General features: G+C 60.1%; 12 protein-coding genes. 6 read left to right on the top strand and 6 right to left on the bottom strand.

Translation table 11 applies throughout. From position 1 onward, the window contains the following. Positions 1 to 63: 63 nt before the first annotated feature. The 4 genes from BLU25_RS12605 to BLU25_RS12590 all read left to right on the top strand — a co-directional run bounded on the left by BLU25_RS12605 (position 64) and on the right by BLU25_RS12590 (position 4,459). Positions 64 to 1,482 carry a PIG-L deacetylase family protein gene (locus tag BLU25_RS12605; RefSeq protein WP_083369662.1) on the top strand — a complete coding sequence of 473 codons (1,419 nt, stop codon included), beginning with the start codon at positions 64 to 66 and terminating at the stop codon, positions 1,480 to 1,482. Between the two features lie 63 nt (positions 1,483 to 1,545). Next, positions 1,546 to 2,430 carry a DUF6625 family protein gene (locus BLU25_RS12600; RefSeq protein ID WP_029611700.1) on the top strand — a complete coding sequence of 295 codons (885 nt, stop codon included), beginning with the start codon at positions 1,546 to 1,548 and terminating at the stop codon, positions 2,428 to 2,430. Beyond that, on the top strand, positions 2,427 to 3,578 hold the full coding sequence (locus tag BLU25_RS12595) for a glycosyltransferase (protein WP_016783263.1): 1,152 nt from the start codon (positions 2,427 to 2,429) through the stop codon (positions 3,576 to 3,578). The genes BLU25_RS12600 and BLU25_RS12595 overlap by 4 nt, the downstream gene beginning before the upstream one ends. Then, entirely contained in the window at positions 3,575 to 4,459 is an 885-nt protein-coding gene (locus tag BLU25_RS12590) for a glycosyltransferase (protein WP_016783264.1), read from the top strand. The genes BLU25_RS12595 and BLU25_RS12590 overlap by 4 nt, the downstream gene beginning before the upstream one ends. Positions 4,460 to 4,473: 14 nt before the next feature. Here BLU25_RS12590 and BLU25_RS12585 read toward each other — a convergent pair whose 3' ends face one another. Beyond that, positions 4,474 to 5,682, bottom strand: coding sequence for an acyltransferase family protein (locus BLU25_RS12585; protein ID WP_228795897.1), 1,209 nt, complete (start codon positions 5,680 to 5,682; stop codon positions 4,474 to 4,476). A gap of 2 nt (positions 5,683 to 5,684) precedes the next feature. Next, positions 5,685 to 7,550, bottom strand: coding sequence for a bifunctional O-antigen ligase/aminoglycoside phosphotransferase family protein (locus BLU25_RS12580; RefSeq protein WP_016783266.1), 1,866 nt, complete (start codon positions 7,548 to 7,550; stop codon positions 5,685 to 5,687). Positions 7,551 to 7,707: 157 nt separating this feature from the next. Here BLU25_RS12580 and msbA point away from each other — a divergent pair, with 157 nt between their 5' ends. Further along, a complete protein-coding gene (msbA, locus tag BLU25_RS12575) occupies positions 7,708 to 9,513 on the top strand; it encodes a lipid A export permease/ATP-binding protein MsbA (protein ID WP_016783267.1) in 1,806 nt (601 codons plus the stop codon). Positions 9,514 to 9,750: 237 nt separating this feature from the next. Further along, a complete protein-coding gene (hldE, locus tag BLU25_RS12570) occupies positions 9,751 to 11,172 on the top strand; it encodes a bifunctional D-glycero-beta-D-manno-heptose-7-phosphate kinase/D-glycero-beta-D-manno-heptose 1-phosphate adenylyltransferase HldE (RefSeq protein ID WP_029611702.1) in 1,422 nt (473 codons plus the stop codon). Positions 11,173 to 11,282: 110 nt separating this feature from the next. Here hldE and BLU25_RS12565 read toward each other — a convergent pair whose 3' ends face one another. The 4 genes from BLU25_RS12565 to BLU25_RS12550 form a co-directional block, all read right to left on the bottom strand. Next, complete coding sequence (locus BLU25_RS12565; protein ID WP_083369661.1) at positions 11,283 to 12,239, bottom strand: metal ABC transporter ATPase; 957 nt, start codon at positions 12,237 to 12,239, stop codon at positions 11,283 to 11,285. A 42-nt stretch (positions 12,240 to 12,281) separates the two neighbouring features. Continuing rightward, on the bottom strand, positions 12,282 to 13,094 hold the full coding sequence (locus BLU25_RS12560; RefSeq protein WP_016783270.1) for an aldo/keto reductase: 813 nt from the start codon (positions 13,092 to 13,094) through the stop codon (positions 12,282 to 12,284). Beyond that, positions 13,091 to 14,266: an NAD(P)/FAD-dependent oxidoreductase gene (locus tag BLU25_RS12555; RefSeq protein ID WP_016783271.1), complete on the bottom strand. Its 1,176-nt coding sequence runs from the start codon at positions 14,264 to 14,266 to the stop codon at positions 13,091 to 13,093. Before BLU25_RS12555 ends, BLU25_RS12560 begins: the two co-directional genes overlap by 4 nt. A 187-nt stretch (positions 14,267 to 14,453) precedes the next feature. Next, the gene (locus tag BLU25_RS12550) at positions 14,454 to 14,786 is read right to left on the bottom strand and encodes a DMT family transporter (RefSeq protein WP_016783272.1); all 333 of its coding nucleotides are present in this window, start codon (positions 14,784 to 14,786) and stop codon (positions 14,454 to 14,456) included. Positions 14,787 to 14,823: the final 37 nt, after the last annotated feature.

The raw sequence follows: 14,823 nt of genomic DNA, 5'->3' as shown, positions 1-14,823 counted from the left end.
TGGCATGCCGCAGCGCTTGCATCGCGAGCAAGCCCGCTCCTACAGAATCACAAGAGCCAAATCATGAGCCAACCCGCCTCGCGCAAGCAGCAACTTCTCAAGCGTCATCGGCGCAACAAGCGTATGGGTCTGCTGATCGGCCTGCTGGTGCTGCTGGCCAGTGGCGTGCTGCTGGCCTGGTGGTTGCCGCCGGTGTTGGCAGTGCTGGGCTGGGTGGCCCATGAGGCATGGTTTGCCGACCATCTGTTCTATTCGCCCAAGGACGATTACCAGTACCGCTTTGCGGCTGACAGCGAGCAACTGGCGGTGCGCCTTGAAGGCGACAGGCTGGTAGCGCAACAACCGCTGCAGTTGGCGGGCGATGAAACCCTGATCCTGGCGATCAAGGTCAAAAGTGGCTGGCTGGGGCGTTTTCTCGACCCGTATGTGCAACTGTCGGGTGGCGAGTCGGCGGATCGGCAAACCTTCGAGCGTGGGGTCAATGGCCAGCGCTACCTTAACTTGAGTGGTTGTGCGCAGGCGCTGGTCGCGGGGCAGCTGCGTGTACGCGGGCAATTTTGCCGCGTCATGGGTCAACCTGTACTGCAGGTTTTCCGCCAACCTGATTACCGCCAGCAGCGGGTCATGGTGGTTGCGCCCCACGCCGATGACGCCGAACTGGCCGCGTTTGGTCTGTACAGCCAGGCCAGGGAAGCCTGGATCGTGACCCTGACTGCTGGCGAAATCGAAGCCGAGCATTATCAGAAGATGGGCCTGCCACGGGCAGAAGCTGCGCGCCTCAAAGGCCGTTTGCGCGCCTGGGACAGCATGGCCGTGCCGCGTTGGGCCGGTGTGCCTGAGGCCCATTGCGCGCAGTTGGGCTACTTCTGTCTGCAATTGCCCGCCATGCAGGCCGCGCCCGATCAGCCGATGGCCTCGCGCGAGGCGGACTTGAGCGATATCCGCGTATTCCGCCAGTTCAACCCGTTTGCGTTGCCCGCCGATCAGGATGGTGCGCCAACCTGGCATAACCTGCTGGCCGACCTGCGCGCGTTGATCCTGCGCGCGCGCCCCGAAGTCATTGTGCTTCCGCATCCTTCAATCGACCCGCACCCTGACCATATCAGTGCCCATGACGCAGTCATCGAGGCTCTGGAGGGCCTGGAGTGGCAGCCGACCACCGTGCTCGGTTACGCCAACCACCTGCATGACAACGACCGCTGGCCGATGGGCAACAGCGGTGACGGCATTGCCTTGCCGCCAGTGTTCGACCCCGCGCTCAGCCTGCGCCCCTGCAGCCTGCCATTGACCCTGGCACAGCAGCGTGACAAGGCGATGGCGCTGGGCATGATGCACGACCTGCAGCCGCGGGCTGCGCTCAAGCGCAGGCTTAGACGATCGATACAGCAACTCCTGGCTGGCAGAAAGTCATCTCCTTATGGCGAGAACGAGTTTTTCCGCAAAGCGGTCCGGCGTCATGAGCTGTTCTGGCAACTAAAATAATAAGTACATATAAAAAGTGGTCATAGCATTGACCCTAATCTCGACCTTTACATTGAGTTCCCAGTGATAAAACCATCACCGCGTATTTTATTTGTGATCCCGTACTTCGGCCGATGGCCGTTCTGGATGCCGTTTTTCCTCGAAAGCTGTCGGCACAATCCTGATATTGACTGGCTTTTTTTCAGCGACTGTGGGGTACCTGAAAATCTGCCGGCCAATGTGACCGTTGAGCCGATCAGCTTTACCGACTATTGCCGCAAGGTTTCTGAACGCCTGAAGATCGATTTCGCGCCTAAAGAGCCTTATAAGCTGTGCGATATCAAGCCGGCGCTGGGCTATATCCACGAAGACCGTCTGCAGGGCTATGATTTCTGGGCCTTCGGCGATATCGATCTGGTGTATGGGGACCTGCGCAGTTATTTCACCGCAGAGCGGCTGGCCCGTTATGACCTGTTTTCAACCCACGAACGCCGGGTCGCGGGGCATTTGTGCCTGATGCGCAATACGCCTTGCAAGCGCGAGCTGTTCATGCGGATAAAGGACTGGCAGCAGCGCTTTACTGACGACCAGCACCATGCGCTGGATGAGGGGGCCTTCAGCCGGATCTTCCTGTGGCGCAAGAACCTGCCCAAGCCGCTGTTCGAGCTGGTGGGCAAGTTCAACCCGCTGCGCCGTACCAGTGAATTCACCGAGGCCTTCAGTACGCCCGGCGGCTGCATCAAGTGGCATGACGGCACGGAGAACTTCCCGGGCAAGTGGTTCTGGAAAAACGGCATATTGAAGAATGATCGTGACGGCGATCACACCTTTCCCTACTTTCACTTCGTGTGCTGGAAGCGTAACGAGTGGTCGAAACTGCCCGCTCCCGACCCAGTTGCAATCCAGCGTCTGGCGGCAGAGCCGGCCTGGACTATTGATGCCACCGGCTTTCACCGGGGAGAGTTATGAAACGTACCAAGGTTTTGCAATTGCAGCCCGACTACAACGTCAAATCCCATGACTTTGCCGACCTTGCCGAGCAGATCGTGCGCGCGCTGCCCCGTGAGCGTTACGAAATCACGGCGGCCTTTTTGCGTGGGCGTCCGGGGCCGGGCGAGCCAGTGAGCAAAGCTGATCATTCGGTGTACTTCGAGTTCAGCGACAAGTCGCTCAAGGGTATGCGTCTGCGCGCCATGTGGGCGTTGTACAAGTTCTGCCGCAAAGAACAGTTTGATGTGGTGATCTGCAACCGCTTTAAACCGGTGAACATGCTGCTGCAGCTTAACCGCTGGCTGAAAATCCCGCTGTGCGTGGGCATTTCCCACGGGTTTGGCGAGTACGACCGCTTTTACCGGCGCAGCCAGGCCAAGCGCCTGATCGACAAGCACTGGCGCTTTGTCGGTGTGTCGCCTGCGGTCAAGCAATACCTGCTGGACTGCCAGTGCGGTTTCACTGACGCCAATACCTATGCCATCACCAACGCCATCGATATCGAGCAGGCCGAAGCCCTGCAGCTGCCACGCCAGCAGGCGCGTGAAAAGCTTGGCCTGGATCAGGATGCGCGGATGATCGGCGCGCTGGGGCGTCTGGTGCCGATCAAGGGCCATCGCTTTTTGCTGCAAGCGTTCGCCGCTTTGAAAGACAAATACCCGAACGCACAACTGGCCATTATTGGTGCCGGTCGCGAAGAGTCGCGCCTGCGCGAGCAGATCGGGCAACTGGGGCTCGAAGGTCGTGCGCACCTGCTGGGCTTCCAGGAGAACGCCCTGCAGTATGTGCGTGCGTTCGATATCTGGACCATGCCTTCGCTGGCCGAAGGTCTGGGGCTGGCGCTGCTTGAGGGCATGAGCGGACACTTGCCGGTGATCGCGACCAATGTGCCAGCCATGTTGCCGCTGATTGAAGGGGCGGGCGGTCTGGCCGTGAAACCAAGCGATGTGGCAACCCTGACCGCCGCGCTGGACGAGTACCTGGCTCTGCCGGACGACGCTTTGCGAGCCAAGGGCGAGCAGGCGTTCCGCTACTTGCAGCAAAACCACGACATTGAGGTATTCCGTCAGGAGTACCTGGATCTGATCGACTCGGGCCTGCGCCAGGCTCGCAAGGAACACCCATGACTGACTCGCAACCACTGGTAACGGTGATCATCGCCTCCTACAACCACGGGCCCTATATCGAACAAAGCATCCAGAGCGTTCTGGATCAGACTTATCCCAATATCGAGTTGCTGGTGATCGATGACGGTTCGCCTGATGACAGCGTTGAGCGCATCCAGCGCTTGCAGGCGGTGCATGGTTTCGACTTTCGGGTGCAACAAAACCAGGGGCTGACCAACACCCTGAATGGCGCGATTGCCCGGGCCAAGGGCAGCCTGATAGTGCCTTTCGGCTCCGATGACATCATGATGCCGGACCGTATTGCGGTGCAGGTCGCCTATATGGACGGCAAGCCTGAAGTGGGTATTTGCGCGGGCAATATCGAGCTGATCGATGCTGACGGCAACCTGTTCCCGGAGAAGCGCCAGCGCCGCGATGTGCCGTTCCGGCGCCTGGACTTCGATGACATGTTCCTCGAGCGCAAGCCGTATCCGCCTGCGCCCACCCTGATGATCCGCCGTGAAGCGCTGGACAAGGTAGGGGGCTTTGACCCGAGCATTCGCCTGGAAGACTTGTATATCGAGCTGAAGATCACCCATGCCGGGTACTTTATCGACGGCCTGAATGTGGTGATGGCGCGCTATCGCAAGCACGCGACCAACTCGTACAAGAACCACCGGTTCATGATCGACAGCATCCTGCGCATTTATGCCCAGTTCAGTGATCACCCGCTGTACGACGAGGTGCGCTACAAATTTCTCAATTCCATGTTCCTGAAAACGGCCAACCGCAATCGTGCCCTGGCCCGTGAGCTCTTGGCGCAGATTCCGTTCAAGCACTGGACGGGCAAGACCTGGCGTGGCCTGGGGCGGCTGTATTTCTCACCGCTGGAAAAAGACTGATAGTTTGTAAGGGGTTATTCCGGCTCGACCTGTGAGGTCGTCCGGGTGCGCTGGCGCAGTCGGCGCACAAGCCTTTTGCCTGCGGCCATGCCGGGTTTTTCGATGTAGAGAAAGCTCAGGCTGCTGATGGCAATCAACAGGCCGCTGCTCAGGGCCGCCAACAGCAGGAATACCAGGGGCTCCTTGGTGTCCAGTGGCAGCGCCAAAGGCAGGCGCTGCAACATCAACCAGATCAGGAACCCGTGCAGCAGGTAAGTGCTGTAGCTGATTTCCCCCATCCAGCGAATGCTGCGCAGTGCCAATGCGCCAAACAGCGTATGCCCCGAGGCGATGATCGAGAACACCAGGGTCAGCAGCAGTAGCGGCAAGAACGCAAAGCTTTTGCGAAACAAAGTCAGTACGGCTATCAGCACAACCAGGGCAATGACCCCCGCAACGGGTGTCCGGCTCCAGGCCAGGAGCCTGGGCGTGCGCACCCAGTATGCCGCCGCCACGCCACCGAGAAAGCTCATCAGGATGTGCTTTTTCAATGAGTGCTCCCAACCCACCACCTGATACAGCGCGTAGATGGCAACCAGGCACAGTGCAGTCTGGCGCCAGTCGCTACGGTACAGAAACACCATCCCGAACAGTGGCAACGCCATGTAGAAGAACACTTCGTAGCTCAGGGTCCAGGTGACGTTGGCAATCAGCCCGCCGGTTTGCGGGTATTGATTGATATCCGGGCGGTCGAAGATCAACCAGGCCAGTATCTGGCCCGCGACTTCAAGCGGGCTGTCCTTGAGTGTCCAGCCCTGGATGTAGAACACGCTGACAATCACCAGCAGCATCAGTGGCAAATACAGCGGATACAGGCGGAAAACCCGGGACACAGCGAAGGCCAGCCAATCGTACTGACGGCCTTTTTCAAGCAGGCGGCCCCAGAACAGAAAGGCCGTGATCATGAAGAACAAGGCCACGCTGGCCAGACCGATCTGGGCGTAGAACCGGGTTGAGGGCATTTCAAAGGCCCCGGTATGCAGAAACACCCAGGTAATGGCGGTGTGGTGAATAAATACACCAAAGGCCAAATAGCCGCGCAAACCATCAACACTGCTGTAGCGGCCTTGAGCTGAATGCTCCAGGTTGCGCTGGATGGTCGGCGAGCAGCGCAGCAGCAAGGCTGACGTCATGATCGCCAGGCCATAGGCCAGCACCGCCCACAAGGGGTTACTGCTGTCCAGACTCAAGGCGCGTTGGTTTGCGCAAGTGCCATAACCTGGGTGCGCAGGCTGGTAACGGCAGGGGCGGGGGCCAGGGTGGCGTAACCTTGCAGCAGTTCTGGAAGTTGCTCTTCGAACAACCAGCGACGGTCCTCGGGGTAGCGTTGCATATGCCGCAAGTTGCGCTGGCGCAAGGCAATGCGCAGTGCTGATGGATAGAGATGCAGGTCGGCAATATCGATCAGGGCGAACTCGCCATCGTCCATCAACAACACATTACCCAGGTGCAGGGAGCGGAAGTAAACGCCCTTGTCATGCAGGACCGCCAGGAACTTGCCGAAGCGCTCGACCAGGGCCTGGCGCATGGCCGGCGAACCCATCGACTGCATCACCTGGCGCAGGGTCTGGCCGGGCAGTGGTTGGTACAGCACGGCAGTGCTGCCATTGCGTAACTGAAACAGGTCGAGGATTTTCGGCGCGGGAATACCCATCGCCTGCAAGCGCTCGCTGTTGACGGCAAAACGTTCCGAATAGGGATTGAAGCTGCCTGAGGTGTAGCAGCGGCGTGCGCGGAACAACTTGAGGAAGTTGCCATTTTGCAGGCGCAACACCTTGGGCCCCAGGCCATCTTCTTCAATCACCTGGGCATGGCTGGCAAGGGCGTTGAAGGCCGCATCGGACAGGCGGTGAACCGGTCTGTCACGCAGGGTCTTGAGGCGCAGGCCGATGTTCAGCGCGGCGATCAGCGCCAGTGGGATCCACAGCAGATACCAGTGTTCCTTGGGGCGCGAGATGATCCCGCCGCCTTCGGTCAGGCCGGCGCCAATGCCGTACATCAGCCAGGCGGAGGCGAGAATGAACAATGGCTGCACGCGGTGACGCCAGCTGCTGTACAGGCCCCAGGCCTGCATGAACAACCAGGGCAGCAGGCCGAGCAAACCGACGTAGAACAGTACCCCGAGGAAAAAATTATGGGGCTCGCTCAGGGGGTAGTCGGGATACTCCGACAGCGCCAGAGACAAGTGCGCGTCATAGCCATGACCGATCCACGGCCGTTGTGCGATCAGATCCAGCGCCATCTGCCACAGTTCAAAGCGGAACGAGCTGCCGCGGCTGACGAGCATGTCCCAGAACAGCGTGGCCACCACAATGCCTCCTGCGGCGAGCATGCTGATCAGGGCCAGTGAGCGACGGTTCCAGCAGATAAAGCTGAGCCAGACCATGGCCATGACGATGGCCACCAGTGGGGTTCGGGAGCCGGTGGCGATCACCGCCGCAAACATGATGACAAAGCCGGGAATGGCGACCAGCAGGACCGGCGGGCGTTTGCAGGTCATGCCCAAAGTCAGCCAATAGATACAGAAAAACCCGAATGCATGGGAGCTGAGCAGCGGATTGTCGAAAGCACCGGCACCGATCATCCGCAATTGCGGGTCCTGGATGGGGAAGAACATGTACAGGTTGTACAGGGTGGCGACCAGGGCAATGACGGCGGCACCAAAGATGAGCGGTTGCAGGCTGTCGCTACGGTACTTGACCAGCAGGGTACAGCCCGCGAACAGCATGAACAGGTGCAGCGGGGGTTTGAGCAGGCCGAGAAAGTGGTCCTCGGTATTGCTCCAGATCAGGCTGATCATGGCCCAGGCGGCAAACAGCAGAAAACCTGCGATCAACGGTTCGCGCAAGATGTCCCTGAACTCCCTGGGCCGCAAGACAAGGGCAATCAGGGTCGGAATGCTGAACAGTGCGTAATACAGTTTGTGATGCAGGCTTCGTCCAGGCAGAAAATAAAGGTCGGATAACAGTAATAAAAGGCCGACAGGCAGCAGCCATAGGCAAATGAAATCAAACACCCGTTGTTTTGAATAATTTAAGTAGCTCAATTGCATGCTGAAAGGTTCGTTCCAGATTTTGGACGGCCATACTAGCGCACTGGCCCTGTAGTGTCGTTTTTACTGGCCCGTGCGGCCGGGCTACAAGCGGCAGTCAGTACACCAGAGAAGCTGTGATAAAGTCAGCATCCTTTTTGACTAACCGCCGCGTGATATGACCGAATCCAGCCCCAGCACAAGCGAATCGAGCTTGAAGATATATCTGCGCCTGCTCAGCTATGTCCGGCCTTATGTCGGCCTGTTCCTGCTGAGTATCGTCGGGTTTCTTATTTTCGCTTCGACCCAGCCAATGCTTGGTTACATCCTCAAGTATTTCGTCGATGGCCTGTCCAACCCGGACGCAGTGCTGTTTCCTTCCGTTCCCTATTTGCGTGATCTGCGCCTGTTGCAGGTTGTACCGATCCTGATTGTACTGATTGCTGCATGGCAGGGCCTGGGCTCCTTCCTGGGCAACTACTTCCTGGCCAAGGTGTCCCTGGGCCTGGTGCACGACCTGCGGGTGCAGTTGTTCAACAACCTGCTGGTACTGCCCAACCGTTACTTCGACAAGCACAACTCGGGGCATCTGATCTCCCGTATTACCTTCAACGTGACCATGGTGACCGGTGCTGCTACCGATGCGATCAAGGTGGTTATCCGTGAAGGCATGACGGTAGTGTTCCTGTTCGGCTCGTTACTGTGGATGAACTGGCGCCTGACGCTGGTGATGGTCGCGATCCTGCCGCTGATTGCGGTCATGGTGAGTACGGCCAGCAAGAAATTCCGCAAGCAAAGCAAGAAGATTCAAGTGGCGATGGGCGACGTTACCCACGTTGCCTCAGAAACCATCCAGGGCTACCGCGTTGTGCGCAGCTTTGGCGGTGAGGCTTATGAGCGCAAGCGCTTCCTGCAAGCCAGCCAGAGCAACACCGACAAGCAACTGCGCATGACCCGCACGGGGGCTATCTATACCCCGATGCTGCAACTGGTCATCTATGTGGCGATGGGCATCCTGATGTTCCTGGTGCTTTACCTGCGTGGCGACTCGTCGCCGGGCGACATGATCGCCTACATCACCTTGGCCGGCCTGCTGCCCAAGCCGATTCGCCAGTTGTCTGAAGTCAGCTCGACGATCCAGAAGGGTGTGGCGGGTGCCGAAAGCATCTTTGAACAGCTGGATGAGAAACCGGAAGTCGACACCGGCACTGTTGAGCGCGACCACGTCACTGGCCGCCTGGATGTGCGCAACCTGAGCTTCACCTACCCGGACACCGACCGGCAGGTGCTCAAGGATGTGACCTTCTCGGCCGAACCGGGACAAATGGTGGCATTGGTGGGGCGTTCCGGGAGTGGCAAGTCGACACTGGCGAACCTGATCCCGCGTTTCTATCACCACACGGCGGGCGAGATATTGCTCGATGGCGTCGAGATAGAAGATTACCGCCTGCTTAACCTGCGCAAGCATATCGCCCAGGTAACCCAGCATGTGACCCTGTTCAGCGACACCGTGGCCAATAACATTGCCTACGGCGATCTTGCCGGAGCACCGCGTGCCGACATCGAGAAAGCCGCGCGTGATGCCTACGCGATGGATTTTATCGAGCAATTGCCACAAGGCCTGGACACTCAGGTCGGTGAAAACGGCGTGTTGCTTTCCGGTGGCCAGCGCCAGCGCCTGGCAATTGCCCGGGCGTTGCTCAAGAACGCTCCGCTGCTGATTCTGGATGAGGCGACCTCGGCGCTGGATACCGAGTCCGAGCGTCATATCCAGGCGGCACTTGACCACGTCATGAAAGGTCGTACCACGCTGGTGATCGCTCACCGCCTGACCACCATCGAAAAAGCCGATCTGATCCTGGTGATGGACCAGGGCCAGATCGTCGAGCGCGGCACCCATGCTGAGCTGATGGCGCAAAATGGTTACTACGCGCGTCTGCATTCGATGGGGCTTGATGCCCCGGAAACGGGCGATATCGCCTAGTAAATGCCGCTGTCGCAATCCATTTGTAGCCGCTGCCGAAGGCTGCGATGGATTGCGCGGCGATCCGGATCAGTATTTGCCATGAAGGGCCTGCGGCCCTTGTCGCAGCCTGCGGCAGCGGCTACACAACACTTTCGCTTTGCCTGATTCTCATTCGCTGCGATTAATACCGTGAACTGACCTGCGTTCACCCTGTGTTAATATCGCGCCCCTGTTCATTTTGTATGTGGGTTCTCCATGAAGTTGTCCATGCCGCGATTCGATCAAGCCCCTGTCTTGGTGGTAGGCGATGTCATGCTCGACCGTTATTGGCATGGCGGGACCTCACGGATTTCCCCTGAGGCGCCGGTGCCGGTGGTCAAGGTCGAGCAAATCGAAGACCGCCCGGGCGGCGCTGCCAACGTTGCGCTCAACATTGCTGCACTGGGCGCGCCTGCCTCGCTGGTGGGCGTGACCGGCGACGATGAAGCCGCCGACAGCCTGGCCAACCGGCTTGAGGGTGCGGGCGTTCGTGCACTGTTCCAGCGCATCGCGCACCAGCCGACCATCGTCAAGCTGCGGGTCATGAGCCGTCACCAGCAACTGCTGCGTATCGATTTTGAAGAACCGTTCGCCACCGACGCACTGGCGTTGGGTGCCGAAGTTGAAAACCTGCTCGAAGGCATCAAGGTGCTGGTGCTGTCCGACTACGGCAAGGGTGCCCTGAAAAACCATCAGGTGTTGATCCAGGCTGCGCGTGCCAGGGGCATTCCGGTGCTGGCCGACCCCAAGGGCAAGGATTTCTCGATCTACCGTGGCGCCAGCCTGATTACGCCCAATCTGAGCGAGTTCGAAACCATCGTCGGTGGTTGCACTGACGAGGCCGATCTGGTGGCCAAAGGCGCCAAACTGATGGCCGACCTGGACCTGGGCGCCTTGCTGGTGACCCGTGGCGAGCACGGCATGACCCTGTTGCGCCCGGGCTTTGCCGCCATGCACCTGCCAGCGCGTGCGCGTGAAGTGTTTGACGTGACAGGGGCGGGCGATACCGTTATCTCGACCCTGGCCGCCGCCATTGCTGCCGGTGAAGAGCTGCCCCACGCCGTGGCCCTGGCCAATCTGGCGGCGGGTATTGTGGTCGGCAAGCTGGGTACGGCGGCCATCAGCGCGCCGGAACTGCGCCGTGCGATCCAGCGCTCCGAAGGGTCGGAGCGCGGCGTGCTGAGCCTCGATCAGTTGCTGCTGGCCATCGAAGATGCGCGGGCGCACAACGAGAAGATCGTTTTCACCAATGGTTGTTTCGACATTCTGCATGCCGGGCATGTGACCTATCTGGAGCAAGCGCGGGCTCAGGGTGATCGCTTGATCGTCGCAGTCAACGATGATGCTTCGGTAAGCCGCCTGAAAGGCCCGGGCCGGCCGATCAACAGCGTGGACCGGCGCATGGCGGTACTGGCTGGTCTGGGGGCGGTGGACTGGGTAATCAGCTTTCCTGAAGCTACCCCGGAAAACCTGCTGGCCCAGGTCAAGCCTGATGTGCTGGTCAAGGGCGGTGACTACGGGATCGATCAGGTGGTGGGCGCCGATATCGTCACCGCCTATGGCGGTACGGTGAAGGTGTTGGGGCTGGTTGAAAACAGCTCTACCACGGCCATTGTCGAGAAGATTCGCGGTCAGTGATGGATCGCATACTCACTGTGGGAGCGGGCTTGCCCGCGATAAGCTCGACTCGGTCCAGCTAAAAAACCGAGTTGTCTGAATCGCGGGCAAGCCCGCTCCCACATGAGTAACTAAGACTTTTTCACCACCTTCCTGAATATCTGTCGCGCCTTGCCCGTCAGGCGCTTGAGCCTTGACTCGGGTTTGGGCGGCGTCAAGCCCTGCTGCCTGAGCCAATCCTTCCAGCGAATCCGCTCATCACGCACCACCCAGCCCTCCTGTGGCGCAAAACTCTCGGCCAACCGCACGCCGCGAGTGCTGGCAGGCTGCAGGCGATCTTTGCTCAGGGTGTACAGCTCGGCGCACGGCTGGCCCTCCGTCAGCGGGATCAGGTACAGGTCAGGACGCTTGCGATCCAGGCGCGCCACCAGTTGATCCCCTTCCAGCCGCTCTTCAACATGGAACAGGCTCAGGGACTTGGCTTCCCTGGGCACTTCCAGGCGCAGATCGTAAATCAGCTGCAGTGAGGCGGTCGGCAGGTGCACATAGGTTCGTGGCCGCTCCAGCAGGGGCTGGCTGCCACAACTTACAGGCCGGGTCGCACCGGACAGGGGTGTGAGACGAAAGGGCAGGGCTTCGCGGTAATGCAGCGCGGCAGCGTAGGGCGCCGGTAGCCAGGTTTCATTGAAACGGCCACCAAGCCAGCCTTCGGGGGTTTCCAGCAGGCACTCTTCGGCAATTTCCTGAATGGCTGTATGCAGGGGCAGATTGACCTCGTGGGCGGGTACATAACCAGAGATCAGCTTGAGCACCACATCACCACGATCCTGGCGGCGCTGGCGCACCAGCACCCAGTAATCGCGACCTTGCCAATGCAGGGTCAGGCGCACGGATACCCCGAGGTTGGCCAGCTCCAGCGAAAAACGCTCATTGTCGGTAACCGTCACCGGGCGGCGTTTTTGCAGGGTTTGCGCGAAGTTCAGCGGCATGCCGATGCTTTGATAGCTCAAGCCCTCGGGCGTGGCCTCGACATACAACGGCAGGGTCTTGAAGTCGCTGGGGTTCTTGCGGATCAACATGCGCGGCATGGTCGGCTCCTCCTTGCGTCGGGGTCGGCCGCGTCGGCGGCTTCAGGTTTTGCGCAGAACCTGCGCAACAGTCGCCACGTTATGGGCCAGATGCAGCGGATTGATGGTGCCGACAATAGCACTGGCAACCCCGTGATGGCCAAACACCAGTTCGAAACTGGCGCGCACCGGATCAACCCCGGGGCTCAGGCAAACATGGCCGCTGGCCAGGGCTTTTTTAACCAGAATGGCCTTGCCGTGGGCCGCGGCGTAATCGATCACGGGTAGCTCGGCCTGCTCATTGAGGTTATAGGTCACCATCGCGCAATCACCGGTTTCCAGGGCCTTGAGCCCACCTTCAACGGTTTTGCCCGACAGGCCGAAACCGCGAATCTTGCCCTCGCGCTTAAGCTCGGCCAGGGTTTCGTAGACTTCGCAGCCGTTGAGAATGGCAAGGTCATTGCCGTCGGAGTGAACCAGTACCAGATCGATAAAATCCGTTTCCAGACGTTTCAGGCTGCGTTCCACCGAGCGCCGGGTATGTGCGGCGCTGAAATCGTGACTCGACTGGCCGTCGACAAACTCTTCGCCGACTTTGCTGACAATCACCCAGTCCTGGCGCTGACCACGCAATAGCGGGCCCAGGCGCTCTTCACTGCGGCCATAGGCGGGGGCGGTGTCGATCAGGTTGATGCCCAGGTCGCGGCTGAGCTTGAGCAGCATGCGTGCTTCGTCATCATCGGGGATCTGAAAGCCGCTGGGGTATTTGACCCCTTGGTCGCGGCCCAGCTTGACGGTGCCCAGACCCAGTGGCGAAACCCGCAGGCCGGTGCTGCCCAGCGGGCGATGGAAGTCGTGCAGGGTTGGCTGGCTCATGGCAACAGTTGCTCCCAGGCGGTTTTGCCCAGAGGTGGACGGGGTAGCGGTGGCAGGGCGGGGGTATCACCTGGTTTGATACCGTCTTGTTCCAGCGCTTGCAGCACGCGGTCGGAGAAGTCTGGCGCCAGTGCCAGCTTGGTCGGCCAGCCGACCAGCAGGCGGCCTTGATCCGCAAGGAAGGCGTTGTCCGGGCGCACCAGCCCCGACTGCGCAGGCTCGGCACGGTTGACCCGCAACGTGGCCCATTGCGCCTGACTCAGGTCGACCCACGGCAGCAGGTTGCCCAGCTCTTTTTTGGCCACGGCGATCTGCTCGGCAGGTTCACGGGCCACACCATCGGCTTCGGCGATATCACCGCCCAGATACCACACCCACTCGCCGTTGGCTGCGGGGTGCGTGGTGACGGTGATGCGTGGCTTGGGGCCACCGCCCAGGCAGTGGGCGTACAGCGGCTTGAGGGTAGGCCCCTTGACCAGCACCATATGCAGCGGGCGCAGTTGCTGGGCCGGAACGCTGATGCCGACACTGGCCAGCAGGTCGGCATTGCCGGAACCTGCACTGAACACGATGCGCTGGGCGTGAATATCGAGACCGTCGACCCGCAGGCCGATCAGCTCGTCGTTCTCGAACAGCGGTTCAATGACTTGACCGCTCAGCAGGCCGTCGCCAGCGAGGTCGGCCAGGCGTTCGATCAGGCTCGGGACATCGACGACCAGCTCCGCCAGGCGATAGACCTTGCCCTTGAAGCGCGGGTCTTGCAGGGCCGGGGGCAACTGGTCGCCCTTGACCTGGTCGACCCGGCCGCGCACGGCCTTGCTGGCGAAAAAGCTGGTGAGGTTGCCTGCCAGGGTGCCTGGCGACCACAGGTAGTGGGCTTCGGAGAGCAGGCGTACGCCGCGCAGATCCAGCTCGCCGTCACCGGCCAGGGCTTCGCGCCAGCGGCGTGGCATATCGGCAATGGCTTCGGACGCGCCGGTCAGGGCACCGTGCAGCGCGTACTTGGCGCCGCCGTGAATGATGCCCTGGGATTTCACACTTTGCCCGCCACCCAGGCTTTCGCGCTCGACCACAAGCGTGGAGAAGCCCTGGCGACGCAGGCGGGCATTGAGCCAGAGGCCGGCAACACCAGCGCCGACAATCAGCACGTCGGTGGAAATAACAGATGGCATGGGCGACCTCAGTGTTTAAAGACAAAGACCGCAAGTATACAGCCTGATCTTCAACCTGGCCTTGTAGAGGCCACTAACTTGGGTGTGCACTGTGGGAGCGGGCTTGCTCGCGATGCGGGCGACGCGGTTTACCTGATAGGCCGTGTTGATTTTATCGCGAGCAAGCCCGCTCCCACAGGTGGAAGGTTTAGTGCCCTGCAGTTTTGGAAAACAGCTGGATCACCACCACCCCCAGCACAATCAGGCCCATGCCGAGCATGGCTGGCACATCGAGCTTTTGCCCGTAGATAAACAGTGCCGCGATGCTCACCATCACGATGCCCATGCCCGCCCATACAGCGTAAGCCACGCCCACGGGGATGGTGCGTACCACCAGGGTCAGCATCCAGAATGCCGTGGCGTAGCCGGCAATCACCAGGACCAGCGGCAGCGGTGTGCTGAAGCCCTTGATCGCTTTCATGGAGACGGTGGCAATCACTTCGGCACAAATGGCAATGGCCAGGTAGTAGTAGGCGTTCATCGTGGAGTCCTGAGTTTGGTGCGGGGCAATTTAACAG

Source organism: Pseudomonas fragi, assembly GCF_900105835.1.
Classification (GTDB): domain Bacteria; phylum Pseudomonadota; class Gammaproteobacteria; order Pseudomonadales; family Pseudomonadaceae; genus Aquipseudomonas; species Aquipseudomonas fragi.
This window is presented reverse-complemented; position numbering and strand designations above follow the sequence as displayed.

What these genes read in the sequence shown, in the direction of transcription:
- BLU25_RS12565 (WP_083369661.1), bottom strand. Translation starts at nt 12,239, where the DNA reads ATGCCGCGCATGTTGATCCGCAAGAACCCCAGCGACTTCAAGACCCTG.
- BLU25_RS12550 (WP_016783272.1), bottom strand. Translation starts at nt 14,786, where the DNA reads ATGAACGCCTACTACTACCTGGCCATTGCCATTTGTGCCGAAGTGATT.
- hldE (WP_029611702.1), top strand. Translation starts at nt 9,751, where the DNA reads ATGAAGTTGTCCATGCCGCGATTCGATCAAGCCCCTGTCTTGGTGGTA.
- BLU25_RS12595 (WP_016783263.1), top strand. Translation starts at nt 2,427, where the DNA reads ATGAAACGTACCAAGGTTTTGCAATTGCAGCCCGACTACAACGTCAAA.
- BLU25_RS12555 (WP_016783271.1), bottom strand. Translation starts at nt 14,266, where the DNA reads ATGCCATCTGTTATTTCCACCGACGTGCTGATTGTCGGCGCTGGTGTT.
- BLU25_RS12580 (WP_016783266.1), bottom strand. Translation starts at nt 7,550, where the DNA reads ATGCAATTGAGCTACTTAAATTATTCAAAACAACGGGTGTTTGATTTC.
- msbA (WP_016783267.1), top strand. Translation starts at nt 7,708, where the DNA reads ATGACCGAATCCAGCCCCAGCACAAGCGAATCGAGCTTGAAGATATAT.
- BLU25_RS12560 (WP_016783270.1), bottom strand. Translation starts at nt 13,094, where the DNA reads ATGAGCCAGCCAACCCTGCACGACTTCCATCGCCCGCTGGGCAGCACC.
- BLU25_RS12605 (WP_083369662.1), top strand. Translation starts at nt 64, where the DNA reads ATGAGCCAACCCGCCTCGCGCAAGCAGCAACTTCTCAAGCGTCATCGG.
- BLU25_RS12590 (WP_016783264.1), top strand. Translation starts at nt 3,575, where the DNA reads ATGACTGACTCGCAACCACTGGTAACGGTGATCATCGCCTCCTACAAC.